The organism is Marinobacterium ramblicola (genome assembly GCF_019084545.1).
Taxonomy (GTDB): domain Bacteria; phylum Pseudomonadota; class Gammaproteobacteria; order Pseudomonadales; family Balneatricaceae; genus Marinobacterium_D; species Marinobacterium_D ramblicola.
In genome coordinates this window covers 20,249-45,664 of the sequence record NZ_JAHREP010000011.1, presented here as the reverse complement: position 1 = coordinate 45,664, position 25,416 = coordinate 20,249, and the positions used below count along the sequence as shown (strand labels likewise).

Here is a 25,416-nt window from a genome sequence, read left to right as displayed (position 1 = left end):
CAGATTATGAACATTCTGATTCAGGGCGGTCGGGTGATCGACCCGGCCCAGCAGCTGGACCAGGTCGCTGACCTCTACATTAGCGGCGAGCAGATCCTGGCCATCGGCGAACGGCCGGAGGGGTTCGAAGCGGACGAGGTGATCGATGCCGGCGGCCTGGTGGTCTGTCCCGGTTTCATCGACCTCTGTGCCCATGTGCGTGAACCGGGTTATACCCAAAAAGGCAGTATCGCCAAGGAAACCGCGGCGGCGGCCGCTGGCGGCATCACCACGTTGGTGACGCCTCCCACCACCAGTCCGGTGGTGGATACCCCGGCCGTGGCCGAGCTGATCCAGGACCGCGCTGCCGAGCAGGGTCTGGCACGGGTGCTGCCGATGGGGGCGTTGACCCGTGGCCTGGAGGGGGAACAACTGGCCCCAATGCACGCGCTGGCCGGCTCCGGCTGTATCGCCTTTACCAACACCCGCCGCCCCATCGCCAGCACCCTGGTGCTGTTGCGTGCACTGGAGTATGCCGCGACCCATGACCTGCTGGTGATCTTCCAGGCCCAGGACGCCTCTCTGAGCCAGGGCGGCTGCATGCACGAGGGTTCCACCAGTACCCGGCTGGGACTGAACGGCATTCCGGAAGCGGCCGAAACCATCGAGGTCGCCCGCTGCCTGATGCTGGTAGAGCAGACCGGAGTGCGCGCTCACTTCGGCCAGCTCTCATGCGAACGCTCGGTGCGGCTGATCGAATCGGCACAGGAGCGGGGACTGAGAGTCAGCGCCGACGTGTCGATCCAGAATCTGCTGCTGACCGACGAGTCGGTCAGCGGCTTCGACGCCGACTACCACCTGATGCCACCGCTGCGCGGCCAGCTCGACCGCGCCGGGCTGCGTCAGGGGCTGGTCACCGACACCCTGCAGGCGATCTGCTCCGACCACCAGCCGCACGATGCGATCACCAAGCAGGCGCCGTTCGCCGCCACGGAGCCCGGCATGAGCAACCTGGAAACCCTGCTGCCGCTCTGCCTGCAGCTGGTCGACGAGCAGTTGCTGGCACTGCCGCAGCTGATCGAAAAGCTGACGCTGGGACCGGCACGCATCCTCGGCCTCGACGACGGTACGCTGGAGGTGGGTACCCAGGCCGATATCTGCATCTTCGATCCCGAAGAGCAGTGGACACTGGAACCGGAGCTGATGCGTTCCGGCGGCCACAACACGCCGTTTGCCGGACGTCGCTTCAAGGGCCGGGTACGCACCACCCTGCTCGGTGGCGAGATCGTCTACCGCGCCTGACCACGGAGAGGGCGCCCTGGGGCGCCCTTTTTCCCACGATCTGGATGACGGCTATCACTGCAGCTTGAAGCCGGCGACAACGCCTTGCAAACGATCAGCCAGTTCCACCAAACCTCGACCTGCGTCCGACGTTTCCCGAGCACCCTGAGCCGTGCGCTCGCTGACCAAACTGATCTGATTGATACTCTCCGCGACCTCGCCGGATACCGCGCTCTGCTCTTCTGACGCCGAGGCGATCTGCGCGGTCATCTCATTGATGCGGGCTACCGCCTGCTCAATCGTCATCAGACTCTCGGATGCCCTGCTGGTCTGAGCAATACTCTCCTCGGTCATCGCGCGCCCCAGCTCAATAGCCTGAACAGCGTTTCGTGCGCCCTTCTGGAGTTTTTCGATGATCTCCTGAATTTCGGCGGTCGAATCCTGCGCACGCGAAGCAAGTGAGCGCACCTCGTCGGCCACCACGGCAAAACCTCGCCCCTGCTCTCCGGCACGTGCAGCTTCGATAGCCGCATTGAGCGCGAGCAGATTGGTCTGCTCCGCCACCCCTCTGATCACATCCAGAACGCCGCCGATGCTCTCGCTATCCTGTTCAAGACCGGCAATCACGTCCGCTGCTTCGATAACCTTGCATACCAGCTCCTCTATGGTACGCACGGCCCTGCGTACCACCTCGGCTCCTGCTCGCGCTTCGTCGTCTGCCTGCTGCGCTGAGGCGGCAGCCTCTTCGGCGCTACCGGCGATCTGGTGAGCCGCTGCCGACATCTCGGTTATAGCCGATGCAACAGACTCGATTTCACGCCGCTGATTGTCGATGGCGCTTAAGGTCTGCTCCGTGTACTCCGTCATCTCTTGTGCCGCATGGTGGACCTGCGAAGATGATTGACTCACGCTGCCGAGCGCCTCCCTCAGTTGATTGCGCATCCCCTCGAAACCACGGCTGAGCAATCCCACCTCATCATCGCCTTCGCTGATGACTCGGGTACTGGTTAGATCCCCCTCGGCAATCGAGTTGAATTCGGCCACCACCTGCGGCAAGAGGCGGAGTGCACGGGCCATCATCCAGAAGATAAAACCCAGTGCGATCTGCAGCATGATAATCCCGCCGATAATCGCAAACTCGCCCCAGATCATATATTGTCTTTGGAGATCTCCCAGATAAACGGCATGGTGCTGTGACTCGGCTACAAACGTGTCGACTTTGTCCGAGAGTCGTTCGGCGGTTTCATCGAACTGGCCCATCATCCGGTTACCAGCCTCAGGCCCTCTGTCCACATATAAACGCGCCATCTGTATCCCGGTGCTGTAATACGCATCGAACAGGGGTAGCATCTCGCGGTATTTCCCCTCGTTTTCCGGGTCGATGCGTATCAGGTCATCGATCAACTTTTTGAATTTATCGGCATACTCCTGTGCCAGGTCGAAACCGTCATTCAAACCATCCTGTCCGCGAGTGGCGCTGATATCGGTCAACCACTGCTGCACCTGAACAACCGAAATCTTCAGCTGATGTGCCTTGTCGAGCACCGGAATCTCCCGAGCGTTCAGCGACTTTGCCAACGCCTCGATCTTATCGACGCCGACTATCACCAGCGCCAGCTCAAAAAACATAATCAGGGATAGCAGACCCGTCAGAACCGAGAACCGCTTAATCAATGATGAGTTTTTCATAATATGTACTGTCCGTAGTTTATGTTATGAAACATATCTATCTCTTAATTAATTATTAGGGATGATCGGTATCAGGATGGCGCTTTCCTACAGGTAAAAATCAGACACAAATATACACACTAACCACATGGATTACGAATAGGACTTTTCTGAAAAGAGTAGGAATATCTTTATAAAAGCCAAGAAAAGATCCAATCAAAACAGTTTAAAACGCAAAGCTGCTTATCCAATTTAAAAATGCATAATTCACGCACATTTAAAAGAGTGATATCGGATAACCGGATGCGTACAGACTGATTGGCTCGGCAATATCGGATTGCAGGCCGGCCCCGGCCAGTGACTGCCGCCACGGGCTTCGAAGTCAGGCGGTCAGGGAGGGCAGATGGCCGAAAAGGGGCGCGACTTCATCGAGGCCGCTGAACCAGCGGCCTGTTTGCTTCGATGGCAGGATAGTTACATCCCCTTCACATCCATATTGCCCTGAATGTTCAGGTCGTCATCCGCGTCCTGCAGCGTGAACGACGGCATATCGTCGGTCTCCAGGTCCGGATTGGTATCGGCGTTGAGCTTGATCATCAGACGCAGGTCGTTGGCCGAATCGGCGTGCGCCAGGGCGGTTTCGTAGGTGATGACACCATCTCGATACAGGGTGTAGAGCGCCTGGTCGAAGGTCTGCATCCCCAGGTTGGTGGACTTCTTCACCACCTCCTTGATCTCGTGCACCTCCGCCTTGCGGATCAGATCCTGAATCAGCGGGGTATTGATCATCACCTCGATCGCGGCACGACGCCCCTTGCCGTCCACCGTGGGCAGCAGTTGCTGAGCGATGATCGCCTTCAGGTTCAGCGACATATCCATCCAGATCTGGTTGTGATGCTCGGGGCCGAAGAAGGAGATGATGCGATCCAGCGCCTGGTTGGCGTTGTTGGCGTGCAGCGTGGCCAGACAGAGGTGGCCGGTTTCGGCGAACTGCAAGCCATACTTCATCGTCTCGGCGGTGCGGATCTCACCCATCAGGATCACGTCCGGCGCCTGGCGCAGGGTGTTCTTCAGCGCCACCTCGAACGACTCGGTGTCGATACCGACCTCGCGCTGGGTGATGATGCTCTTCTTGTGCGAATGGATATACTCGATCGGGTCTTCGATGGTGATGATATGGCCGGCGTGGTGCATGTTGCGGTAATCGATCATCGACGCCAGCGAGGTGGACTTACCGGTGGAGGTACCACCGACGAACAGGATCAGTCCACGCTTGGTCATCGCCAGATCTTTCAACACCGGCGGCAGGTTCAGCTCCTCCAGCGACGGAATATAGTCGTTGATCGAACGCAGCACCATGCCCGGCGAGTTGCGCTGCATGAACGCACTGACACGGAAACGGCCGATGCCGGGCGCGCTGATGGCGAAGTTACATTCGCTGGTGCCCTCGAACTCAGCCAGCTGCTTGTCGTTCATGGTGCTGTAGACCAGCGCCCGCGCCTGTGAAGGTTTCAGTGACTCACGGGTCAGCGGCTTGATGGTGCCATCCACCTTGATCGAGGGCGCCGCACCGGCGGTCACGAACAGGTCCGATGCGCCGCGTTCGTGCATCACCTTCAACAGTTGTGTGAAATCCAATGTTCTCTCTCCTTCAGCGCATCAGAACGAGCTGGGGTTCTTCGCTTTCTCGCGTGCGGTTTCGCGCGAGATAAGCCCTTTCTGCACCAGTTCGAGCAATGCCTGATCCATCGTTTTCATGCCGTAGGCGGCGCCGGTCTGAATTGCCGAGTACATCTGCGCCACCTTATCTTCACGGATCAGGTTACGGATCGCGGGCGTACCGATCATGATCTCATGCGCCGCCACACGTCCCCCTTTGGGTTTCTTCAGCAGGGTCTGGGAAATAACCCCCTGCAGGGATTCCGACAGCATGGAGCGGACCATATCCTTCTCCGCCGCCGGGAACACGTCGATTATACGGTCAATTGTCTTCGCCGCCGAGGTGGTATGCAGGGTACCGAACACCAGGTGACCGGTTTCCGCCGCGGTCAGCGCCAGACGGATGGTCTCCAGGTCGCGCATCTCGCCCACCAGGATGATGTCCGGGTCTTCACGCAGCGCCGAACGCAGGGCGTTGGCGAAGCTGTGGGTATCGCGGTGCACCTCACGCTGGTTGACCAGACACTTCTTGCTCTCGTGAACGAACTCTATCGGGTCCTCGATGGTCAGGATATGATCGGAACGGGTGTCGTTGACGTAATCCATCATCGCCGCCAGCGTGGTACTCTTACCGGAACCGGTGGGGCCGGTCACCAGTACCAAACCACGCGGTTGCTCGGACAGGTCGCGGAACACCTTGCCCATGCCCAGGTCGTCCAGCGTCAATACCTTGCTGGGTACGGTACGGAACACCGCCGCGGCACCGCGGTGCTGGTTGAAGGCGTTGACACGGAAACGGGACAGTTTGGGAACCTCGAACGAGAAATCGGTCTCGAAGTTCTCTTCATACTCCTTGCGCTGCTTGTCATTCATAATATCGTAGACAAGCGTGTGTACCTGTTTATGCTCCAGTGCAGGTAACTTGATACGGCGGACATCGCCATCGACACGGATCAGCGGCGGCATGCCGGCGGTCAAATGCAGGTCGGAAGCGCCCTGCTGTACGGCAAAGGCGAGAAGTTCGGTAATATCCATGGTTTGGGTCCGGAGCTTGTAACATTCAAAGTTCTGTTCTAGCAGAACCGCCCTGACATTCCAATGACAATAGCTAATTCTTGCTCATGAACACCAGCATATCAGAGAACATCGCTCAGGTTTCCACCCAGATAACCCGGGCCTGCCAGCTGGCGGGGCGGGCCAGCGACAGCGTCAGCCTGCTGGCGGTGAGCAAAACCCGTCCGGCCGAGGATATCCGCAGCGCCTACGCCTGCGGTCTGACCCGTTTCGGCGAGAACTATCTGCAGGAGGCACTGGACAAGATCGAACAGCTTGCCGACCTGCCGCTGGAGTGGCACTTCATCGGCCCGATCCAGTCCAACAAGACGCGGCCGATCGCCGAGCATTTCCACTGGGTACACAGCGTCGACCGGCTGAAGATCGCCCAGCGCCTGTCCGAACAGCGTCCAGCGGATCTGCCCGCGCTCAATATCTGTCTGCAGGTCAATATCTCCCGCGAGGAGAGCAAGTCCGGCTGTCTGCCGGAGCAGGCGCTGGAGCTGGCCCAGGCGCTGAGCGAGCTGCCTAATCTGCGTCTGCGCGGGCTGATGGCGATCCCCAGGGCCACCGAGGATGAACAGGATCAACGCCGCGCCTTTGCCGATCTTCGCCAGCTGCTGGAACGGCTGCAACAGGCGCTGCCTGGGCTGGACACCCTGTCGATGGGGATGTCCGGCGACCTGATCCCGGCCATCGCCGAGGGCGCCACCATCGTACGCATAGGCACGGCGCTGTTCGGCGCCCGTGTACCCAAGAACGCCTAACACCAGGATAAACTCGTGACCCTTGCTACCAACATGACTCCCACTATCGCATTCATCGGCGTCGGCAACATGGCCCGCGCCATCATCGAGGGCCTGCTGGCGACCGGTTACCCGGCGGATCGACTCTGGGTCACCGCCCGTAATGTCGACAAGTTGGCGGACCTGGCCGATCGCGGTCTGCACGCGACCAGCGACAACGACAGCGCCATCCTCAGTGCCGATATCGTCGTTCTCGCCGTCAAACCCCAGGGGATGCAGGCGCTGGGCGAGGCCCACCGCGACAGCGTGCAGCAGAAACGTCCGCTGCTGATCTCGGTGGCGGCCGGTATCAGCGCCGAGGCGCTGGAGCGTTGGTTCGGCGGAGACCTGGCAGTGGTGCGCTGCATGCCGAACACCCCTTCGCTGGTACAGACCGGCGCCGCCGGGTTGTATGCCAACGCCAAGGTATCGCCAGCGCAGAAAGCGCAGACCGAGACCATTCTCGGCGCCGTCGGCCTGACCCTCTGGGTAGAACAGGAAGCCCATATCGATGCCGTCACCGCCGTCTCCGGCTCCGGACCGGCCTATTTCTTCCTGATGATGGAGGCGATGGCCAAGGCCGGCGAGCAGCTCGGTCTGGATGCCGAGACGGCACTGAAGCTGACCCTGCAGACCGCACTGGGTGCCGCGCGCATGGCCAGCGAAAGCGAGCTGTCGCCGGCGGAGTTGCGCGCTCGCGTCACCTCGCCCAAAGGCACCACGGAACAGGCGATCCTGAGCTTCCAGGCCCAGGGTTACGACGCGATGGTACTGAAGGCGATGACCGCCTGCCGCGACCGCGCCCAGAGCCTTTGCGAAGAGCTCTGCAACGACTGAAACCCGGCGCCCTAACCGGTCCCCGTGGTTCAACCCTCGGGGCAAAGCCTCTATACTGGGCGCCCAAACTGAGCGACTGCTACAGGACCGCACATGGCACAGGATCCAATCATTCTGATTATCCACACCGTCGGCCAGATCTACGCCTTCATTCTCATCCTGCGTTTTCTGCTGCAGGTGGCCGGCGCCGATTACTACAACCCGATCTCGCAGGCCGTGGTACGTATCACCGGTGCACCACTCAAACCGCTGCAGAAGCTGTTGCCGCGGGCCGGACGTATCGATCTGTCGCCGCTACTGCTGGCGTTCGTCGTCTACGGCCTGACCCTGGTCGCGATGATGCTGGTAAAGGGTATCGCCGCCAGTGTACCGATGATCCTGCTGTACTCGGCAGTGACACTGCTCGACTCGATCCTGCAGATCTACTTCTGGACCGTCATCGCGGCCGTCATCATCAGTTGGATCGCGCCCGACAGCTATCACCCGGCGCCGCAGTTGATCCTGCAGATCACCGAGCCGCTGTTTAAGCTGGCGCGCAAGGTAATTCCGCCGATCGGCGGGCTGGATCTGTCGCCGATCCTGATTTTTCTGTTGATCCAGATCCTGCGCTCGCAACTGGCGCCGTTTACCTTCTGAGTCGTGGCACAGGACGCGTTTTATCGCTGGGACGGTGAGGCACTGATCCTCAACTGCCACCTGCAGCCCAAGGCATCAAAGGACGAGATTTCGGGTCTGCACGCCGACAGTGTTAAGATCCGCATCACCGCACCGCCGATCGAGGGTCGTGCCAATGCACACCTGATCAAGTTTCTGGCGAAACTGTTCGGCGTGCCGAAAAGCGATGTAAGTATTATCAGCGGCGAGTTGGGACGCGCCAAACGGGTCAGGATCGACCACCCGTCGCGCCTGCCCCCGTCACTTCCGATTGAGCCGCTGCCGATAGCGCGCGGCTGACTGATAAAGCGAACTGACAAAGAGAGTCTAAGGTGTACGCAAGCAAGTTCCTGATCCACTGTCGAGGGCTGTACTACGAGATGTGACGCTCAATCCGATCGTCTCAACATGGACCCGTTCGCCCCTGACAACCTGATCGAGAGCCAACACATGCCCAGCGTCATCCCCGCCGACTCGGTCGGCCTGGTTACTCCGCAAACCCTCCATTTCGACACTCCGCTCGCGCTCGCCTGTGGTCGCGTGCTGGAGCGCTACGACCTCGTTATCGAGACCTACGGCACACTGAATGCCGACGCCTCCAACGCGGTGCTGATCTGCCACGCCCTGTCCGGTCACCATCACGCCGCCGGCTACCACAGCATGGAGGATCGCAAACCCGGCTGGTGGGATTCCGCCATCGGCCCCGGCAAGCCGATCGACACCAACCATTTCTTTGTCATCGCCCTGAACAACCTGGGTGGCTGCCACGGCTCTACCGGCCCGACCAGCATCAACCCGGAGACCGGCAAGCCGTACGGACCCGACTTTCCGATCGTCACCGTGAAGGACTGGGTCAACTCCCAGGTGCGCCTGGCCGACCGCTTCGGCATTCAACAATGGGCCGCGATCGTCGGCGGCAGCCTGGGCGGCATGCAGGCGCTGCAGTGGTCGATCGATTACCCGGAGCGGCTGCGCGACTGCCTGGTGATCGCCTCGGCACCGAAACTGTCGGCACAGAACATCGCCTTCAACGAGGTCGCGCGCCAGGCGATATCCAAGGATCCCCAGTTCCATCAGGGCCACTACTACGAGCAGCAGGTGGTGCCCAAGACCGGCCTGGCGCTGGCCCGCATGGTGGGCCATATCACCTACCTGTCCGAAGACGGCATGCGCGAGAAGTTCGGCCGCGAGATGCGTTCCGGCAAACTCAGTTTCGACTTCAACCCCCAGTTTGAGGTGGAGTCCTACCTGCAGTACCAGGGCGAGCGCTTCTCCACTGCATTTGATGCCAACACCTACCTGCTGATGACCAAGGCGTTGGATTACTTCGACCCGGCCGCCGACTACGATCACGATCTGGTGGCGGCGCTGAGTCATGCCCAATGCCGCTTCCTGGTGGTCGCCTTCACCACCGACTGGCGCTTCTCGCCGGAGCGTTCGCGGGAGATCGTCGATGCCCTGGTTGCCGCCGGCAAGCAGGTCAGCTACGCCGAGATCGACTCGGCCCACGGCCACGATGCCTTCCTGATCCCGAGCCCCCGTTACATGGAGCTGTTTGCCGCCTATATGAACCGCGTTGCCCTGGGCATCAATACCGAGCCGCAACAGAAGGAGAACGCCGATGCGCGCTGATCTGGAGATCATTCAGCAGTGGATCGAGCCGAACACCCGGGTGCTCGATCTGGCCTGCGGCGACGGTGAGCTGCTGGCACACCTGAGCAGCAGAAAGGGCGTTCAGGGTTACGGCCTGGAGATCGACCACGACAACATCACCGCCTGTATCGAGAACGGCGTCAATGTGGTCGAGCAGGATATCGACAACGGCCTGGCCTCGATCCGCAACGCCAGTTTCGACACCGTGGTGATGACCCAGGCGCTGCAGACCATGCACCGGCCCGACCAGATCGTCGACGAGATGCTGCGCATCGGCAAGGAGTGCATCGTCACCTTCCCCAACTTTGCACACTGGCGCGCGCGCTTCTATCTTGCCTTCAAGGGCAGAATGCCGGTATCCAAGTTCCTGCCCTATACTTGGTACAACACGCCCAACATCCACTTCTGCACCTTCGATGATTTCGAGAAGCTATGCGTGGAGCGCAACATTCAGATCCTCGACCGGACGGTAGTGGACCACACCCTGCGTGACCGCTGGTGGATCCGGCTCTGGCCCAACATGCTCGGTGAGATCGCGATCTACCGCATCACGCGTTAGGTGTTTAGAGAACAAGGAGCAACATCATGGCCCTACTACGTACGCTGACCCACCTCGGCAGCGCCCTGTTTCTGAGTCTGCTGGCAGTCTCGGCCCAGGCCGAGCAGTCGATCTCCGATGGCAAGTACCAGATCCATTACAACGCCTTCAACTCGACCTTTATCACGCCGGAGGTGGCACAGCAGTACAACCTGACGCGCAGCTCGGTAAGGGCGCTGGTCAACGTCACCATCCTGAAAATAGAGGATGACGGCAGCAAGACCCCGGTGCGCGCCCAGGTACGAGGACAGGCGGCCAACCTGCTGCAGCAGGCGCAGCAGATCGAGTTTCAGCTGGTCGACGAGGGCCAGGCGCTGTACTACATCGGCAGCTTCCGCTTTACCGAGGAGGAGAAGCAGATCATCACGCTCGAGGTGCAGCCGGATGCCAACATGGCGCCCTACAACATCGAATTCGAGCAGACCTTCTACACCAACTGAGGCTTTATGATCGACCGTATCGTTTTGGCCAGCGGTAACCGCGGCAAGCTCAACGAGTTCAACCAGATTCTGGCGCCGCTGCAGGTCAGCGTCGTACCGCAATCCGACTTTGCCGTGCGCGAGGCAGAGGAGACCGGATTGAGCTTCGTCGAGAACGCCATCCTCAAGGCCCGTCACGCCTGCCAGGTGACGGGGCTACCGGCACTGGCCGACGATTCGGGTCTCGAGGTCGATGCTCTGCGCGGCGCACCCGGCATCTACTCAGCCCGCTACGCCGGCGAGGGCGCCAGCGATGAGGAGAACAACCGCAAGCTGATCACCGCCCTGGCCAATATTCCCGATGCCGAGCGCAGCGCCCGTTTCCAGTGTGTACTGGTGTTCATGCGCCATGCCGAAGACCCGACACCGCTGGTCTGCCAGGGCAGCTGGGAGGGTTTTATCCTGCACGAGCCGCGCGGTCAGAACGGCTTCGGCTACGATCCGCTGTTCCTGGTGCCGGAGCGCAACTGTGCCAGCGCCGAACTGTCCCCGGAGGAGAAGCACGCACTGAGCCACCGCGGCAAGGCGGTGCAACAGCTCATCGCCTCGATCGCGCCCTACCTGTCGCGCGCATGAATGCCGTTCGCACCCGCGACCTGTTGAGCCGATCATGACACTGCCGCCGTTAAGTCTCTACGTACACATCCCCTGGTGTGTACGCAAATGCCCCTACTGCGATTTCAACTCCCATGCCGTACGCAGCGAAACGCTGCCGGAGCGGGAGTATGTCGACGCCCTGCTGGCCGACCTGGACAGCGAGCTCGACGCCGCCGGCGGACGTCCGCTGCAATCGATCTTCATCGGCGGCGGTACGCCCAGCCTGTTCAGCGCCCGGGCGATCGACCATATCCTGCGCGGCGTCAACCAGCGCCTGGCGTTCGCATCCGATATCGAGATCACAATGGAGGCCAATCCCGGTACCTTCGAGCGCGCCCGCTTTGCCGACTACCGTGCCGCCGGCGTCAACCGCTTGTCGATCGGTATCCAGAGCTTCAACGACGCAGCACTAAAGGCGCTGGGCCGAATCCACTGCGCCGAGGAGGCGATCGCCGCCGCCGGCGCGGCCCGTGAACTGTTCCCGGAACTGAACCTGGACCTGATGCACGGCCTGCCCGGGCAGTCGCCAGAGGAGGCGCTGGCGGACCTTGAGCAGGCGATCGCCCTGGCGCCGGATCATATCTCCTGGTATCAGCTCACCATCGAGCCCAATACCGAGTTCCACGCCCGCCCGCCGACGCTGCCGCTGGATGAAGCGCTGTGGGAGATTCAGGAGCGGGGGCAGCAGTTGCTCGCCGCTGCGGGTTATCAACAGTACGAAGTCTCGGCCTACTGCCGCACAGGACACCAGGCCCGGCACAACCTGAACTACTGGCAGTTCGGCGACTATATCGGCATCGGTGCCGGTGCTCACGGCAAGCTCAGTGATCCAATCGGCGATGGTTTACGTATTAATCGTCGATACAAGGTTCGCCAGCCGACCGCCTACATGGACCCGGCACGAAGACTGGGCGGCGACCAATTGGTCGAGCGGCATGAGTTGGCATTTGAGTTCATGCTCAATGCACTGCGGCTGACCGCCGGTGTCGACATGCGACTTTTTGCCGAACGCACCGGGCTTGAGTTTGCCGAGGTCGAACCGATTATCAATTTGGCTCAACGCAAAGGATTGCTGGAGGAGAGCGCCAGCAGACTTGTCGCCACCCCTCACGGACAGTTGTTCCTGAACGACCTGCTGGCACTTTTCCTCGACTAACCACCTGTTCCATGAACCGGGACTGGCTCCCGCCGGCTGAGGCTCTCTACATGCTCATCAAGCACAAACTGGCTCTGCAGATTCTGCTGATCATCCTCGGCTTCGCCGCCATGATCGGCATCCAGCAATACACCTCGTCGCTCTATGAGCGTCTGAATGAGGTTCGCAACGCGCTGAATGAGATCGAGATCGACAAACTTAGTCTGCGCCGCCATGAACAGGATTTTCTCGCCCGTCACGACCTGAAATATGTGCAGCAGTTCGAGGAGGTTCACGGCAAACTGCAGGAGGACCTCAAAATCCTGGACCGGCGCCTCGCCAGCGCAGACATCGGAAACGGCAACATGAGTGCACTGCAATCTGCCCTGGAAACCTACGCCGACAGCTTTGCCGACGTCGTCAGAATCAGTCAGCAGATAGGGCTGGCGCCGAATGAGGGCCTCAGAGGCAGTCTGCGCGACGCGATCCATGAGGTCGAATCAACGCTGGACCGGGTGGATAATGCGCCGCTGATGGTGGATATGCTGCAGCTAAGACGCAGTGAGAAGGACTTCCTGCTGCGCAAGGATATGAAGTACCCGAAAGCCTGGCAGGAGAAGCAGCAGAAGATGCTGGCCGACCTGGCTGCCAGCGGCCTCGACAAGGATATACAGGCAGCACTCGGCAAAGGACTTCAGGTGTACCAGCGCGACTTCCTGGCCCTGGTCGAGGGGATGCAGCGCCTGGGCTTGAACCAGGACGAAGGCTATATCGGCGAGATGCGTGCGGCCGTGGCCAGTACCGATCAGCTGAGGGCGACACTGAACGAACAACTGGATATCGCCTTCGCGGCACGCGAGCAGCAGATCAACCTGATCACGCTGGCGGCGATTCTGGTGTTACTGGTCATCATCATTGTCCCGGCCTACTTTATCGGCCGCAGTATCCTCGAACCGATCGCGGCGCTGGCGAGGGTGATGAGCGGGGCGAGCGAAAACCGGGATCTGACCCTGCGTTACCGCTCCGAGCGTAACGACGAGATCGGCGCCATGGCGCAGGACTATAACCGCATGATGGACACCTTCCAGCAACTGATCGGCCAGGTACTGGGCACCTCCACGCAACTGGCTGCAGCGGCCGAGCAGTTGTCCGCAACCACTGCAGACACCTCGAAAGGCTTGCACACACAGCAGTCTGCGGTAATGCAGGTGGCCGCCGCGATCCAGGAGATGGAGAGCGCGATGCACGAGATCGCCAGCCATACCGAACAGACCGCCAGCTCCGCCCGCAACGCTCAGCAGGAGGCGGATCATAGCAACGCGCGGGTCGCCGGCAATATGGATGCCCTGCACCGACTGGCCAGCAAGGCGCGGGAAACCGCCGAGGTGGTGGCCGAGCTGCAGGGCGACAGCGACCGTATCGGCACCATGCTGGATGTAATCAAGGATATCTCCGAACAGACCAATCTGCTGGCACTGAACGCATCGATCGAAGCGGCGCGTGCCGGCGAGCAGGGGCGCGGTTTCGCCGTTGTCGCGGATGAGGTGCGCAACCTGGCCTCACGCTCGCAGCAGTCGGCGGAGCAGATCGACCAGCTGATCTCTCGCCTGCGCAGCCGTACCCGCGACGTCAGCGAAATGATGGAGGAAGCGGTAGCGGACAGCCAGCAGGGGGTTGCCAGCGCCAACGAAACGATGGAGGCGCTGGCAACGATCACCCGGGGCACCCGCAGCATCGTCGACATGACCACCCAGGTGGCATCGGCTACCGACGAGCAGGCCTCTGTCGCAGTGGATGTGACCCGCAATATCGAGGCGATCAGCGCGATAATCGAGCAGGCGTCCGGTCAGGTGGCGCAGAACGCCGACGCCAGTCGGTCGGTGGCTGAGCAGGCACAGGCGCTGCAGGCAGCGGTTTCCCGGTTCAAGAGCCGCTAGCGCGGCGTGCCGCCCTCAGTCTTGCCTGGCACAGGTCATGTCATCTGCTGATGTGACCTGGGCAGCAACATATCTAACTTGACAGTTGTGACATTAGCGTAATAATGAACACAGCTCTCGGCAAAGGATTGTTGGAGGATAGCGACTGTAGCGCATCCCGGCAGTCTTGGCCGCCGGGCTCTGAATGGCATGCCGGCACGTTTCCTCGACCGATACCCGCTGATATCGGCTTCTGAGCTACCGTCGCCCCATGTCAACGGAGATCTCGGAATATGAGCATTAAAGTCAAGCTTACTCTGCAGACGCTGCTGGTCATTATTGCACTGGCAGCCATGACCCTGATCCAGCTTTACTCTACTCATCAGCATGATCTGTTGGCCGAAGCACGCCAGGATCTGAGCCAGATCAGCAACGACAAGTTGCGCCTGCAACTGATCGAAAAGGAGTTTCTCCTGTTCGGCGACCGCGAGCATGCCCGAGCTTTCGAACCTCTGCACAAGGCACTGACGGCCGATCTCAGCACCCTGCGCACGCATATGCAGGCGAGCGAGATCGAGACCACGCATATCACCGAGCTGAACGCGGAACTGGAGGGCTACGCGGACAACTTCGCTCGCCTGACCCTCGAGGAGCAGAGCGGATCACCCCAGGCGCAGGCGATACTGGATAGCATGCACCGGGAACTGAATGACAGCGAAAAAACCATGGAGGCGTTGAGCAAGCAACTGACCGACCATTTCAATGCCAAGGAGCGCGGCATCAAGACCCTGACCCTGATTGCCGTCGGTGTGCTGCTGGTATTGATCATCGTGCCGACTCTGGCAATCGGACGCAGCATCCTGAAACCGATCGCCGCCCTCGCAGGCATCATGAAAAAGGCCCGCAACAACAAGGATTTGACCCTGCGCCATAGCGGTCACTCGAACGACGAGGTCGGCCGGATGGCACAGGACTACAACGAGATGATGGACGCCTTCCAGCAGTTGATCGGTACCGTCGTCGCCACCGCCGACCAGCTCGCCAGCGCGGCGGAGGAGCTGTCCGCCAACACCGAGGAGACCTCCGCCGGACTCTCGAGCCAACGCCACGAAGTGATGCAGATATCGGCCGCCATTCAGGAGATGGAACACGCAATGCAGGAGATCGCCGGCAACACGGAGCAGACCGCGAGCGGCGCCCGGGAAGCACACAGCGGTGCGGAAAGGAGCAACACGCAGGTAACCGCCAATATGGAGGCCCTGCACCAGATGGCCCGCAAGGCCCGGGAGACCGCGGAGTCCGTAGACCGATTACGTACCGACAGCGCCGAGATCGGCACCATGCTGGACGTGATCAAGGAGATATCGGAACAGACCAACCTGCTTGCACTCAACGCCTCCATCGAGGCGGCTCGGGCCGGCGAGCACGGCCGCGGCTTCGCCGTGGTGGCCGATGAGGTGCGCAACCTCGCCTCCCGCTCCCAACAGTCGGCGGTCAATATCGAGCAGTTGATCACCCGGCTGCAGAGCCGTACCGAAGATGTGGGGCGGTTGATGGGAGAAGCGGTGTCCGAGAGCGAGCGAGGCATCACCCGCGCCAACGAGACCATCGAAGCGCTCAGCAGCATTACCCGGGGCGCCCACCAGATCGTCGACATGACCACCCAGGTCGCCTCGGCCACCGAAGAGCAAGCCTCGGTGGCGGCGGAGATCACCCGCAACGTCGAGTCGATTAGCCTGAGCATCGAGCAGGCCGGCAGTCAGGTGGAGCAGAACGCGCAAGCCAGCCTGATGGTGGCGGAACAGGCGCAGGAACTCGCAACGGCGGTGGCCGCGTTCCGCTGTTGATAAACTGGCCTGCCAAGCGTCTCACCGGCTATCATACATCTGCTTAAAAACGCCAGACGATGGCCGTTAAATAGTCGTTACCCCGCAGGCATAGGTTGTTGGGTAACGGTCACATTACCCACAGATCAGGGAAAGACCAGGGAAAAAAACAGTGGCTACCGCAAATATCAACACAGAGATGCTGATCTGGGCTAGAGAGCGCTCCGGCATTCCTATACCTGAATTTGCCAAAAAATGCGGAGCAAGCGAGGAGCGCTTGACGCAGTGGGAATCCGGCGAACGCCCTCTGACATTCAATCAGGCCATGCGGTATGCGGAAAAAGCCCATGTGCCCTTTGGATTTCTGTTTCTGGAAAAACCTCCTGTAGAGGAGCTGCCGATCCCCGACCTGCGAACCCTGGATGGCAGAGGAGTCAATCGCCCCAGCACGGAGTTACTGGACCTGATCAAACTGATGCAGCAGCACCAGGAGTGGTACAAGGAATATCTGAAACAGCAGCTTGCTACACCTAATCCTATCGTCGGCAGTTTAACGGTAAAAGATGGCGTGTCGGCCATCGTGCAAGATATGAGGAGCAAACTCGGTGTCCGCGAGCACCCCGACCGGGGAAGGTGGGAAGAGTACTACCGAGATTTGGTCAACCGTATAGAAGCAATCGGTATTCTTGTCATGCGCCAGGGGAACCTTGGCCACTACACCAGACCTCTAAACGTCGAGGAGTTTCGAGGCTTTGCCATCGTGGATGATTATGCCCCGATTGTCTTTGTAAACCATGCCGATGCGCCGGGGGCTCGCCTATTCACCTTGATTCATGAACTCTGCCATATCTGGATAGGGCAGTCCGGTATATCCGATGGCGATAGTCGGAATCAACGCCGGGAAGAGGTGTTATGCAATGCCGTGGCGGCTGAATTCCTTGTACCTGAGGCCGAGTTCGTTGCGTTATGGCGCCAGGACCTGGATGACTGGCGTGACAATCTTGCGACGCTGGAAACACACTTTCACGTAAGTACCTGGGCTCTCGCCAGGCGTGCCTTGACCTTGGGTTATATTTCTCAGGACGAGTATGCCGCCTATATTGCAGGGCAGCAGGAAGCCTACAAAACCAGCAACCAAAAGGGTGGCCCAACGTACTATCAGACAAAGAAGGCGCAAATAAGCCGCCTCTTTTCCGAAGCGGTCGTCAACGAAGCCCTAAGCGGTCAGTTGATGTTACGTGACGCAAGTGACCTTCTGGATGGAATAAAGCCGGGCAGTATTGCCCGTTTTGCCAAGGAGCTCGGCATTTGAGATACCTACTGGACGCCAATACCTACAACAGGCCAAGAACCAATATTACGGAATGGATATCTGCCCTGCCTACTGGGAATGGCTGGACAGGCAGTTCCAGAACGGCGTGACCGGCAGTATCGACATGATTGGCAGGGAGCTCAGGGATGGGAACGATGAGTTGGCGGAATGGGTCAAACAACGCCCCGAACATTTCATCGGCAATGACGACACTGACACCCAAAAGATCTTTTCCGACATCGTGCAAGCAACCATGCTAGGTGATTATAACTTGGGCAACCGAGATAATTTCCTCGCCAAAGCGGACCCATGGATCATCGCCAAGGCGAAATCGATCGGCGCGTCGGTTGTCACGCACGAATCCTTGGCCGCGACCAACACAAGGAAAGTGAAAGTCCCCAATATCTGCCGACAGTTTGGGGTTCCCTGCATGAACACATTCCAATTTCTCCGGGAACTGGAAGCGCGATTTGTTTTAGCTCAACCCTGAATTCACAAGCATTTAAAGCGTGGCGCGGTGCTCTGCCCGCTGCCGCAGCCGCTCCACCGCGTCCGGAATCTCCGACAGACAGCTGACGGTTTCATCCGCCTGTGCCGGTTCCGGCCAGTGCTGCCCGGGCAGTTTGACCCAGATGGTCCAGTAGCCCAGTTCACGGGCGGCCTGGACGTCGTTGACCGGGTGATCGCCGATATGCACCACCTGCTCCGGGCGCAGGCCGGTATGCTCAAGCGCGCGCTGGAACATCAGCGGGTGGGGTTTGGCGGTACCGACACCATCGGCATTGAACTGGAAGTCGAACAGGTCGGCCAGGCCGGTCAGCGACACGTCGGCATTGCCGTTGCTCAGCGCACCGATCCGATAGCCCTCCTTCCGTAACTGCTTGAGCATGGTCATCGCGTGCTCGAACAGCTCCACCTGATGACGCGCCTGCATGAACACGTCGAACGCCTGGGCCGCCAGCGCTTCTGCCTCCTGCTCATCAAAACCGGACGCACGCAGGCCGCGCTCCAGCAGACGCAGGCGGACCAACGTCATGCTGTGGGCGATCTCCGGATACTCCGCCAGCAGCTCCGCCCGCATCCGCGAGCCCTCGACCAGGTCGGCGGGCTGATGCAGCTGGGTGAAGGTCCCGGCGTTCTGCTCCAGCCACTGCCAGAGGGTCAGGTTGGCCTGGCGGATCACCGGATCCACCGCCCATAGCGTGTCGTCGAGATCGAAGGTGACGCATTTCAACATGGGTTACTCCTCCTTCCGGCGTTTGGCGCGGGGGTGCGATTGCTCGTACACCTCCATCAGATGCTGGAAGTCTAGATGAGTGTAGATCTGAGTGGTGGCGATATCGGCATGTCCCAGCAGCTCCTGCACTGCGCGCAGGTCGGCACTGGACTCTAGCATATGACTGGCGAAGCTGTGGCGCAGCCGGTGTGGATAGACCCGACCGCTGACCCCGGTGTGTTCACCGTGGCGCTTCAGTCGTTGCTCGATGGCACGTACCCCCAGCCGTTCACCCTGTTTGCCGACGAACAGTGCGGTTTCATCCAGCGCCGCCAGCGCTGCCCGCTGCTTGAGCCAGCGCTGCAGCGCCGCGATCGCCTTGCGCCCGATCGGCAGCATCCGCGTCTTGCGCCCCTTGCCGGTGACCACCAGGCTGGCATCACGCAGATCCAGATCGAACAGGTTAAGGCTGACCAGCTCCGACACACGCAGACCCGAGGAGTAGAGCAGTTCCATCATCGCCAGATCGCGGATCACCAGCGGATCGTCGCTGCGCTGATCGAGCAGGGCACTCAGTTGATCCACGTCCAAGGTCTGCGGCAGGCGCCGTGACGCCTTCGGCGCCTGCACCGCCAGCGCCGGGTTCTGGCTCACCTTGCCCTCGCGACTGAGGTAACGGTAGAAGCTGCGGGTCGCCGATAGCAGGCGCGCCAGAGAACGTCCGGAGAGGCCGTTGCCGTGCAGCTGGGCCACGGCACGTCGCAGTTTGCGCTCATCCAGTGCGCGCCAACCGGCACAGCCCAGCTCTTCCAGTTGGGCTTCGAGCCGCTCCAGGTCGCGGCGGTAGTTGTTCAGGGTATGCGGCGACAGCTGGCGTTCGCTGTGCAGGTAACGCAGGAATCCCGCCAGCAAGCGTTCATCCCCGTTATCCATCTCAGCCCTGCCCCTGCTGATGCAGCAGACGCGCCAGGATGCGGCTGAGCACCTCGCCGACGTAGCTCAGAAACAGGGTACCCTGGCTGCTCTGAAAATAGTTCGGGTCGTAGCTGCCGATCGCCAGCAGGCCGAGGGTTTCGCCCTTGACCAGCGGCACCACCGCGGAGGACTGCACGCGCACGGCGCCATCCTGGAACAGGAAGCGGTTCATCGCTTCGGAGAGCCGGCCGCAGCTGGGCAGGTTGGTGTCGATCAGCGGCTGCACGATGCTGCATTCGCCGCGCGACAGTACTCTCAGGCCGTTGCAATCCAGCGCCTGCTCGCTAAACAGCACCAGTACCGTCTCATCGCCGTAGAAGTCGCGGCACAGGCTCTCCTCCACCGCCACGGCGACCTCGTCCAGCGTCTCGGCTTCGAGCAGGCCGAGCACCATGCGTTTGGTTTTCTCGAACTGACCGTCGTTGTAGCGCGCCGCCTCGATCAGCTCCGACAGGCGACCATGCAGCTGTTCGTTGCGCGACCGCAGCAGGGAGGTCTGTCGCTCCACCAGGGACACGGCGCTGCCGCGCTGGTGCGGGACATAGAGCTTCTCCAGCAGTTGCACATGATCGCTGAAGAAGTCGGGATGACGACCCAGATAGTTCGCCACCTGCTCGGCGCTCAGCACCTCTTCCGTCGTCTTTGCCAGCTCGTCCGTCATAGATAGATCTGCCCTTCAAAAACCGTTGTGGCCGGACCGGTCATCATCACCGGCTGCCCCTCTCCCGCCCAGCAGATCTCCAGATCGCCACCGGGCAGGTGCACCAGCACCCGCTCATCGAGCAGCCCGCGCAGACGCCCGGCAACCACCGCCGCACAGGCGCCGGTACCGCAGGCCTGGGTCTCGCCGGCACCGCGCTCGAACACCCGCAAGCGCACCTCTGAGCGGGACTCGATCTGCATAAAGCCGATATTGGCCTTTTTCGGGAAGCGCGGGTGGCACTCCAGTGCCGGTCCCAGCGTACTCACCGGCGCCCTGTCGACATCGTCGACCAGCAACACGCCATGGGGGTTGCCCATCGACACGGCGCTGAGCTCGACAGGCTGACCGTCGACCTCAACGTCGTAAATGGCCGCCTTTTCATCCGCAACAAAGGGGATCTGCGCCGGTACCAGCTCCGGTGCGCCCATATCGACCTCGACCTGCTGATCCGCGCGGATCGTCAGCATCGCCTCACCGCGTGCGGTCTCCACCGCGATACGATCACGCATCACCAGCTTCTTGTCGCGCACGAAACGGGCAAAGCAGCGCGCGCCGTTGCCGCAGTGCTCTACCTCGGAACCGTCGGCGTTGTAGATGCGGTAACGAAAATCCATCTCCGGCCGGGTCGGCGGCTCGACCAGCAGCAGCTGATCGAAACCTACGCCGCGATTGCGGTCGGCCAGCTGCCTCACCTGATCGGCGTTAAAACGGATGCGCTGGGAGATCGCATCGATCACCATGAAGTCGTTGCCCAGGCCATGCATCTTGGTAAAACGCACCAGCATGATTATCTATCCTTCGGCAACAGGTGTTCGCCGCGCATCAGGTCGCTGAGTTTTTCCCGCTCGCGCACCACGCAGTACTCGTTGTCGTCGACGATCACCTCTGCCGGACGCGTGCGGGTGTTGTAGTTCGACGCCATGACAAAGCCGTAGGCGCCGGCGGAGCAGACCGCCAGCAGATCGCCCGGTTGCAGGTTCAGTGCCCGGTCCTTGCCGAGGAAGTCGCCGGTCTCGCACACCGGTCCGACCAGATCCCAGTTTTTCGTCTCGCCCTCTTCGCGCAGCTCCACCGGAACGATCTCCTGGTAGGCGCCGTACAGCGAGGGACGGATCAGATCGTTCATGGCGCCGTCGATGATGGCGAAGTTCTTCTCCCCGGTCTGCTTCAGGAACTCGACCCGGGTCAGTAGCACGCCGGCATTGGCGGCGATGGAGCGGCCCGGCTCGAACACCAGCGCCAGCTTGCGCTCTCCGAGGCGCTCGACGATCGCGTCGATATACTCCGCCGGTGTCGGCGGCGTCTCATCGGTATAGCAAACGCCCAGGCCGCCACCCAGGTCCAGGTGACGCAGCACGATCCCTTCATCGGCCAGTTGGTCGATCAGCAGCAGCAGGCGATCGAGCGCATCAAGGAAGGGGCTCAGTTCGGTCAACTGGCTACCGATATGGCAGTCGATACCGACTACCTCGACATTGTCCAGGGCATGAGCACGACGGTAGACATCGAGCGCATGGTCGATATCGATACCGAACTTGTTCTCCTTCAGGCCGGTGGAGATATAGGGGTGGGTCTTGGCATCCACGTCCGGATTGACGCGGAAGGAGATCGGCGCCACCTGGCCCAGCTCGGCCGCCACGGCGTTGACCCGATCCAGCTCGGCGTCGGACTCGATGTTGAAGCAGTGAATACCCACTTCCAGCGCACGCTTGATCTCATGGGGCTGCTTGCCGAGGCCGGAGAACACCACCTTGGCCGGATCGCCGCCGGCGCGCAGCACGCGCTCGAGCTCACCGAGGGAGACGATATCGAAACCGGCGCCCAGGCGTGCCAGCAGGTTCAACACGCCGATATTGGAGTTGGCCTTGACGGCGTAGCAGACCAGCGCATCGCGCCCCTCGAGGGCACGGGCGTAATCCATGTAGGCACTCTCCAGCGCATCGCGGGAGTACACGTAAGTCGGCGTGCCGATCTCGTTGGCGATCCGGCTCAGCGATACCTCTTCGCAGAACAGACCGCCGTTGCGGTATTCAAAACTATCCATTCTCTCTCTCATTGCGCCTGTTGTTGGGTGTCGGCGGTCTGCGGGAGCGACAGCGGCCCCTTCTGGCCGCAGCCCACCAGCAGCAGGGTTCCCAAAATCAGAATCGGCCAGCAGTGTTTCATATCGGCGCATCCTCGCGTCCGCACCCGGCTACTCACTACTAGGAAGGAGCCAGGCGCACTCAAAATGTTAAACGCTGAATTATACCCTGAGCCGAGGGCCGATGAGTACCGGCGCGAGAGGATACCGGGACGGAAAAGCACGTTATACTGGGCGCCCACCCGCAGCACTGGAGAAGCGTTGATGACCGAATCGGAATTTATGGCCCAGGTTGACGAAACACTGCAGCGCGTCGAGGAGATCCTCGACGAGGCCGAGTCTGACCTGGATTATGAGACCAACGGCGGCATGATGACGGTCAAGTGCGAGAACGGCAGCCAGATCATCTTCACCCGTCAGCCGCCATTGAAGCAGCTGTGGCTGGCCACGCGTACAGGGGGGTTCCACTTCGATTACAGCGACGAGCAGCAGAGCTGGGTGCGCGACAGCGACGGCGCCGATCTGGGGGAACTGTTGACCCAGGCGTTTGCCGATCAGGCCGGCGAGGCGCTCGATTTCAGCGCAATCTGAGGCGGCGCGAACACACACCAATCGTCATCTGCCGGACGCTATACTCGGCGGCTGGATTTTCAACACGGGTTTGGCGCTGACCGACAGCCAGCGGCGCCAAAGGGACAGGTAAACGAGAGCGATGCGTATCCTGGTAACCGGCGTAGCCGGCTTTATCGGTGCCGAACTGGCCCACACGCTGCTGCAGCGTGGTGACGAGGTGGTCGGTATCGATAACCTGAACGACTACTACGATGTCAGCCTGAAACAGGCCCGCCTGGAGCGCCTGCAGGCGCTACCCGGGTTTCGCTTCATCCACGCCGATATCGCCGACAGCACACAGATGCAGCAGCTGTTCCAGCAGATCGACTGCTCCCGTGTCACCCACCTCGCCGCCCAGGCCGGGGTACGCTACTCGATCGAAAACCCGCTCAGCTACGGCCAGTCCAACCTGATCGGTTTTCTCAACATCCTGGAGGGCTGCCGCCATAACGCCATAGAACACCTGGTTTACGCCTCCTCCAGCTCGGTGTACGGCGCCAACGAAACGGTGCCGTTCAGCATCCACGATAACGTCGACCACCCGGTCTCGCTCTACGCCGCAACCAAGCGCGCCAATGAAGCGATGGCGCACAGCTACAGCCACCTTTACAACCTGCCCACCACCGGCCTGCGCTTCTTCACCGTCTACGGTCCCTGGGGCCGACCCGATATGTCACCGATGCTGTTCGCCGACGCGATCACCCAAGGCAAGCCACTGAAAGTATTCAACTATGGCCGTCACAAGCGCGATTTCACCTATATCGACGATATCGTCGAGGGTGTGGTGCGCTGTCTGGACCGAGTACCCGGCGGCGATCCCGACTGGTCCGGCATAAATCCCGACCCGGGGTCATCGCGCGCGCCCTGGCGACTGTACAACATCGGCGCCAGCCAGCCGGTGGAGCTGCTCTACTACATCGAGCTGCTGGAACAGGCGCTCGGTGCCAAGGCGCAGAAGGAGATGCTGCCGATGCAGCCGGGGGATGTGGAGGCGACCTACGCCGATGTCATCGAGTTGATACGCGACACCGGCTACCGGCCGCAGATCGCCATCGAAGAGGGGATCGAGCGCTTCGCGCGCTGGTATCTGGACTATTACAAGCGCTGATTGCGTTCGGCCGCTGACAGCTCACCCTCGACCAGCTGCTGCAGTCGGTCGAGGGCGCCGCGGTTGTCCGCCACGAAACGGCGCGCCGCCTGCGCCATCGCCGCACAGCGTTCGGCATTGCCGACCAGCTCGCGTAACGTCCGCAGCAGCCCCACCTCATCCGCGACCTGAACCAGCCCGCCGGCATCGCTCAGCGCCTGGGTAATCTGGGCGAAGTTAAAGGTATCCGGCCCCATCAGCACCGGTTTGCCCAGCGCCGCCGGTTCCAGCGGGTTATGCCCGCCGGTGCCGCTGAAGCTGCCGCCGACAAAGGCGATATCGGCGGCGGCGTAGATCTGCATCAGCTCACCGAGGGTATCGCCGATATAGATCTCGGTCTCCAGGCTCGGCGTTTCCGCCGCGCTGCGCCGGCAGACCCTGTCGCTGTAGCGTCTGGCCAGCGCGGCCACCGAGGCGAAACGCTCCGGGTGACGCGGTACCAGAATCAGCGCCAGGCTGGGCCAGTCGAGACAGAGCGCTTTCCACACCCGCAGCAGCAACTCATCCTCGCCCTCATGGGTGCTGGCGGCGATCAGCACCGGTCGGGTGTCGCCGAGCTGGACTCGCAGTGCGGCACCGGCGCCGATATCGGCCGGATCGGGCTCGATATCGAACTTGATACTGCCGGTGATCTTCAGTCTGTCGCTGGGCAGTCCCAGCTGATGCAGGCGCTCACCATCGGCATGCGACTGCGCGGCCACCAGGGTCAACTGCTCCAGCATCGGCCGGGTCAGGGCGGCAAAACGGGCATAGCCGCGGGCCGAGCGCGCCGACATCCGCGCGTTGGCCAGCAGCACCGGAATGTCGCGCCCGGCACAGCTATGCAGCATATTGGGCCAGAGCTCGGTTTCCACCACAACGCAGAGCAACGGCTTGCTGCGCTCAAGAAAGCGAGCCCAGAACCAGGGCAGGTCCCAGGGGCAGTAGCGATGGGTCACCCGTTCACCAAACAGCGCCTGAACCCGCTCGGCGCCGGTCGGCGTCATCGTGGTGATCAGCACCGGTCGCTGTGGATAACTCTCCAGCAGCCGCTGCACCAGCGGCGCGATCGCCAGGGTTTCGCCCACCGATACCGCATGGATCCAGACCGGCTTCGCACTGAACTCCGGGGCAGGAATGAAACCCAGACGCTCCTTCACACGCTGACGATAGGCGGGGGCCTTGCGCCCGCGCCACCACAAGCGTGCCAGCACCAGGGGCAGTGCCAGAGTGAACACCAGGGTATAAAGTCGACGCGCCAAGCGGAGT

At 61.1% G+C, this 25,416-nt stretch carries 26 protein-coding genes; 16 read left to right on the top strand and 10 right to left on the bottom strand.

Annotated elements, in window-relative coordinates:
* The first annotated feature begins 6 nt into the window (after positions 1-6).
* The gene (locus KQ940_RS10035) at positions 7-1,281 is read left to right on the top strand and encodes a dihydroorotase (RefSeq protein ID WP_217413415.1); all 1,275 of its coding nucleotides are present in this window, start codon (positions 7-9) and stop codon (positions 1,279-1,281) included.
* Between the two features lie 54 nt (positions 1,282-1,335).
* Here KQ940_RS10035 and KQ940_RS10030 read toward each other — a convergent pair whose 3' ends face one another.
* The 3 genes from KQ940_RS10030 to KQ940_RS10020 form a co-directional block, all read right to left on the bottom strand.
* Positions 1,336-2,949: a methyl-accepting chemotaxis protein gene (locus KQ940_RS10030; protein ID WP_217413414.1), complete on the bottom strand. Its 1,614-nt coding sequence runs from the start codon at positions 2,947-2,949 to the stop codon at positions 1,336-1,338.
* 453 nt (positions 2,950-3,402) lie between these two features.
* Positions 3,403-4,566: a PilT/PilU family type 4a pilus ATPase gene (locus KQ940_RS10025; protein ID WP_217413413.1), complete on the bottom strand. Its 1,164-nt coding sequence runs from the start codon at positions 4,564-4,566 to the stop codon at positions 3,403-3,405.
* 21 nt (positions 4,567-4,587) lie between these two features.
* Positions 4,588-5,622: a type IV pilus twitching motility protein PilT gene (locus tag KQ940_RS10020; RefSeq protein ID WP_217413412.1), complete on the bottom strand. Its 1,035-nt coding sequence runs from the start codon at positions 5,620-5,622 to the stop codon at positions 4,588-4,590.
* 86 nt (positions 5,623-5,708) lie between these two features.
* Here KQ940_RS10020 and KQ940_RS10015 point away from each other — a divergent pair, with 86 nt between their 5' ends.
* The 13 genes from KQ940_RS10015 to KQ940_RS09955 all read left to right on the top strand — a co-directional run bounded on the left by KQ940_RS10015 (position 5,709) and on the right by KQ940_RS09955 (position 17,922).
* Entirely contained in the window at positions 5,709-6,407 is a 699-nt protein-coding gene (locus KQ940_RS10015) for a YggS family pyridoxal phosphate-dependent enzyme (RefSeq protein WP_217413410.1), read from the top strand.
* Positions 6,408-6,422: 15 nt separating this feature from the next.
* Entirely contained in the window at positions 6,423-7,262 is an 840-nt protein-coding gene (gene proC, locus KQ940_RS10010; RefSeq protein ID WP_343222645.1) for a pyrroline-5-carboxylate reductase, read from the top strand.
* A gap of 93 nt (positions 7,263-7,355) precedes the next feature.
* The gene (locus KQ940_RS10005; protein ID WP_217413408.1) at positions 7,356-7,898 is read left to right on the top strand and encodes a YggT family protein; all 543 of its coding nucleotides are present in this window, start codon (positions 7,356-7,358) and stop codon (positions 7,896-7,898) included.
* 3 nt (positions 7,899-7,901) lie between these two features.
* Positions 7,902-8,216 carry a DUF167 family protein gene (locus tag KQ940_RS10000; RefSeq protein ID WP_217413406.1) on the top strand — a complete coding sequence of 105 codons (315 nt, stop codon included), beginning with the start codon at positions 7,902-7,904 and terminating at the stop codon, positions 8,214-8,216.
* 150 nt (positions 8,217-8,366) lie between these two features.
* The gene (gene metX / locus KQ940_RS09995; protein ID WP_217413547.1) at positions 8,367-9,548 is read left to right on the top strand and encodes a homoserine O-succinyltransferase MetX; all 1,182 of its coding nucleotides are present in this window, start codon (positions 8,367-8,369) and stop codon (positions 9,546-9,548) included.
* Complete coding sequence (gene metW, locus KQ940_RS09990) at positions 9,538-10,128, top strand: methionine biosynthesis protein MetW (RefSeq protein ID WP_217413405.1); 591 nt, start codon at positions 9,538-9,540, stop codon at positions 10,126-10,128. The genes metX and metW overlap by 11 nt, the downstream gene beginning before the upstream one ends.
* Positions 10,129-10,154: 26 nt before the next feature.
* Complete coding sequence (locus tag KQ940_RS09985; RefSeq protein WP_217413404.1) at positions 10,155-10,607, top strand: DUF4426 domain-containing protein; 453 nt, start codon at positions 10,155-10,157, stop codon at positions 10,605-10,607.
* A gap of 6 nt (positions 10,608-10,613) precedes the next feature.
* Positions 10,614-11,222, top strand: coding sequence for an RdgB/HAM1 family non-canonical purine NTP pyrophosphatase (gene rdgB, locus KQ940_RS09980; protein ID WP_217413403.1), 609 nt, complete (start codon positions 10,614-10,616; stop codon positions 11,220-11,222).
* A 34-nt stretch (positions 11,223-11,256) separates the two neighbouring features.
* Positions 11,257-12,399 (top strand): radical SAM family heme chaperone HemW, encoded by a 1,143-nt coding sequence (gene hemW / locus KQ940_RS09975; RefSeq protein ID WP_217413402.1) that lies wholly within the window; start codon positions 11,257-11,259, stop codon positions 12,397-12,399.
* Between the two features lie 50 nt (positions 12,400-12,449).
* Complete coding sequence (locus KQ940_RS09970) at positions 12,450-14,315, top strand: methyl-accepting chemotaxis protein (protein WP_217413401.1); 1,866 nt, start codon at positions 12,450-12,452, stop codon at positions 14,313-14,315.
* 272 nt (positions 14,316-14,587) lie between these two features.
* Positions 14,588-16,141 carry a methyl-accepting chemotaxis protein gene (locus tag KQ940_RS09965; RefSeq protein ID WP_217413400.1) on the top strand — a complete coding sequence of 518 codons (1,554 nt, stop codon included), beginning with the start codon at positions 14,588-14,590 and terminating at the stop codon, positions 16,139-16,141.
* Between the two features lie 151 nt (positions 16,142-16,292).
* The gene (locus tag KQ940_RS09960) at positions 16,293-17,432 is read left to right on the top strand and encodes an XRE family transcriptional regulator (RefSeq protein WP_343222644.1); all 1,140 of its coding nucleotides are present in this window, start codon (positions 16,293-16,295) and stop codon (positions 17,430-17,432) included.
* Between the two features lie 52 nt (positions 17,433-17,484).
* Complete coding sequence (locus KQ940_RS09955) at positions 17,485-17,922, top strand: DUF4411 family protein (RefSeq protein WP_246589946.1); 438 nt, start codon at positions 17,485-17,487, stop codon at positions 17,920-17,922.
* A 12-nt stretch (positions 17,923-17,934) separates the two neighbouring features.
* On the opposite strand, the gene KQ940_RS09950 is transcribed toward KQ940_RS09955, so the two are convergent.
* The 6 genes from KQ940_RS09950 to lptM are packed head-to-tail and all read right to left on the bottom strand — an operon-like array spanning position 17,935 to position 22,492.
* Positions 17,935-18,669 (bottom strand): HAD family hydrolase, encoded by a 735-nt coding sequence (locus tag KQ940_RS09950; protein WP_217413398.1) that lies wholly within the window; start codon positions 18,667-18,669, stop codon positions 17,935-17,937.
* Between the two features lie 3 nt (positions 18,670-18,672).
* On the bottom strand, positions 18,673-19,581 hold the full coding sequence (gene xerC / locus KQ940_RS09945; protein WP_217413396.1) for a tyrosine recombinase XerC: 909 nt from the start codon (positions 19,579-19,581) through the stop codon (positions 18,673-18,675).
* A gap of 1 nt (position 19,582) precedes the next feature.
* Entirely contained in the window at positions 19,583-20,284 is a 702-nt protein-coding gene (locus KQ940_RS09940; RefSeq protein WP_217413394.1) for a DUF484 family protein, read from the bottom strand.
* The gene (gene dapF, locus KQ940_RS09935) at positions 20,281-21,111 is read right to left on the bottom strand and encodes a diaminopimelate epimerase (protein WP_217413392.1); all 831 of its coding nucleotides are present in this window, start codon (positions 21,109-21,111) and stop codon (positions 20,281-20,283) included. Before dapF ends, KQ940_RS09940 begins: the two co-directional genes overlap by 4 nt.
* Before the next feature lie 2 nt (positions 21,112-21,113).
* On the bottom strand, positions 21,114-22,370 hold the full coding sequence (gene lysA / locus KQ940_RS09930; protein ID WP_217413391.1) for a diaminopimelate decarboxylase: 1,257 nt from the start codon (positions 22,368-22,370) through the stop codon (positions 21,114-21,116).
* An 8-nt stretch (positions 22,371-22,378) separates the two neighbouring features.
* Positions 22,379-22,492: an LPS translocon maturation chaperone LptM gene (gene lptM, locus KQ940_RS09925; RefSeq protein WP_217413390.1), complete on the bottom strand. Its 114-nt coding sequence runs from the start codon at positions 22,490-22,492 to the stop codon at positions 22,379-22,381.
* A 181-nt stretch (positions 22,493-22,673) separates the two neighbouring features.
* Between lptM and cyaY the strand changes: the two genes are divergently transcribed.
* Positions 22,674-23,000: an iron donor protein CyaY gene (gene cyaY / locus KQ940_RS09920; protein ID WP_217413389.1), complete on the top strand. Its 327-nt coding sequence runs from the start codon at positions 22,674-22,676 to the stop codon at positions 22,998-23,000.
* Positions 23,001-23,121: 121 nt separating this feature from the next.
* On the top strand, positions 23,122-24,129 hold the full coding sequence (locus KQ940_RS09915) for an NAD-dependent epimerase (RefSeq protein ID WP_217413388.1): 1,008 nt from the start codon (positions 23,122-23,124) through the stop codon (positions 24,127-24,129).
* Here KQ940_RS09915 and waaA read toward each other — a convergent pair.
* Positions 24,117-25,409 carry a lipid IV(A) 3-deoxy-D-manno-octulosonic acid transferase gene (gene waaA, locus KQ940_RS09910; RefSeq protein WP_217413387.1) on the bottom strand — a complete coding sequence of 431 codons (1,293 nt, stop codon included), beginning with the start codon at positions 25,407-25,409 and terminating at the stop codon, positions 24,117-24,119. The two genes, KQ940_RS09915 and waaA, sit on opposite strands and share 13 nt — an antisense overlap.
* Positions 25,410-25,416 lie beyond the last annotated feature (7 nt).

Coding starts and splice junctions, on each gene's coding strand:
- lysA (WP_217413391.1), bottom strand. CDS start 22,370: ATGGATAGTTTTGAATACCGCAACGGCGGTCTGTTCTGCGAAGAGGTA.
- KQ940_RS10005 (WP_217413408.1), top strand. CDS start 7,356: ATGGCACAGGATCCAATCATTCTGATTATCCACACCGTCGGCCAGATC.
- metW (WP_217413405.1), top strand. CDS start 9,538: ATGCGCGCTGATCTGGAGATCATTCAGCAGTGGATCGAGCCGAACACC.
- KQ940_RS09915 (WP_217413388.1), top strand. CDS start 23,122: ATGCGTATCCTGGTAACCGGCGTAGCCGGCTTTATCGGTGCCGAACTG.
- lptM (WP_217413390.1), bottom strand. CDS start 22,492: ATGAAACACTGCTGGCCGATTCTGATTTTGGGAACCCTGCTGCTGGTG.
- KQ940_RS09970 (WP_217413401.1), top strand. CDS start 12,450: ATGCTCATCAAGCACAAACTGGCTCTGCAGATTCTGCTGATCATCCTC.
- KQ940_RS10030 (WP_217413414.1), bottom strand. CDS start 2,949: ATGAAAAACTCATCATTGATTAAGCGGTTCTCGGTTCTGACGGGTCTG.
- KQ940_RS10035 (WP_217413415.1), top strand. CDS start 7: ATGAACATTCTGATTCAGGGCGGTCGGGTGATCGACCCGGCCCAGCAG.
- rdgB (WP_217413403.1), top strand. CDS start 10,614: ATGATCGACCGTATCGTTTTGGCCAGCGGTAACCGCGGCAAGCTCAAC.
- cyaY (WP_217413389.1), top strand. CDS start 22,674: ATGACCGAATCGGAATTTATGGCCCAGGTTGACGAAACACTGCAGCGC.
- dapF (WP_217413392.1), bottom strand. CDS start 21,111: ATGCTGGTGCGTTTTACCAAGATGCATGGCCTGGGCAACGACTTCATG.
- KQ940_RS10020 (WP_217413412.1), bottom strand. CDS start 5,622: ATGGATATTACCGAACTTCTCGCCTTTGCCGTACAGCAGGGCGCTTCC.
- metX (WP_217413547.1), top strand. CDS start 8,367: ATGCCCAGCGTCATCCCCGCCGACTCGGTCGGCCTGGTTACTCCGCAA.
- KQ940_RS09940 (WP_217413394.1), bottom strand. CDS start 20,284: ATGACGGACGAGCTGGCAAAGACGACGGAAGAGGTGCTGAGCGCCGAG.
- KQ940_RS10015 (WP_217413410.1), top strand. CDS start 5,709: ATGAACACCAGCATATCAGAGAACATCGCTCAGGTTTCCACCCAGATA.
- xerC (WP_217413396.1), bottom strand. CDS start 19,581: ATGGATAACGGGGATGAACGCTTGCTGGCGGGATTCCTGCGTTACCTG.
- KQ940_RS09965 (WP_217413400.1), top strand. CDS start 14,588: ATGAGCATTAAAGTCAAGCTTACTCTGCAGACGCTGCTGGTCATTATT.
- KQ940_RS09955 (WP_246589946.1), top strand. CDS start 17,485: ATGGATATCTGCCCTGCCTACTGGGAATGGCTGGACAGGCAGTTCCAG.
- KQ940_RS09950 (WP_217413398.1), bottom strand. CDS start 18,669: ATGTTGAAATGCGTCACCTTCGATCTCGACGACACGCTATGGGCGGTG.
- hemW (WP_217413402.1), top strand. CDS start 11,257: ATGACACTGCCGCCGTTAAGTCTCTACGTACACATCCCCTGGTGTGTA.
- KQ940_RS09985 (WP_217413404.1), top strand. CDS start 10,155: ATGGCCCTACTACGTACGCTGACCCACCTCGGCAGCGCCCTGTTTCTG.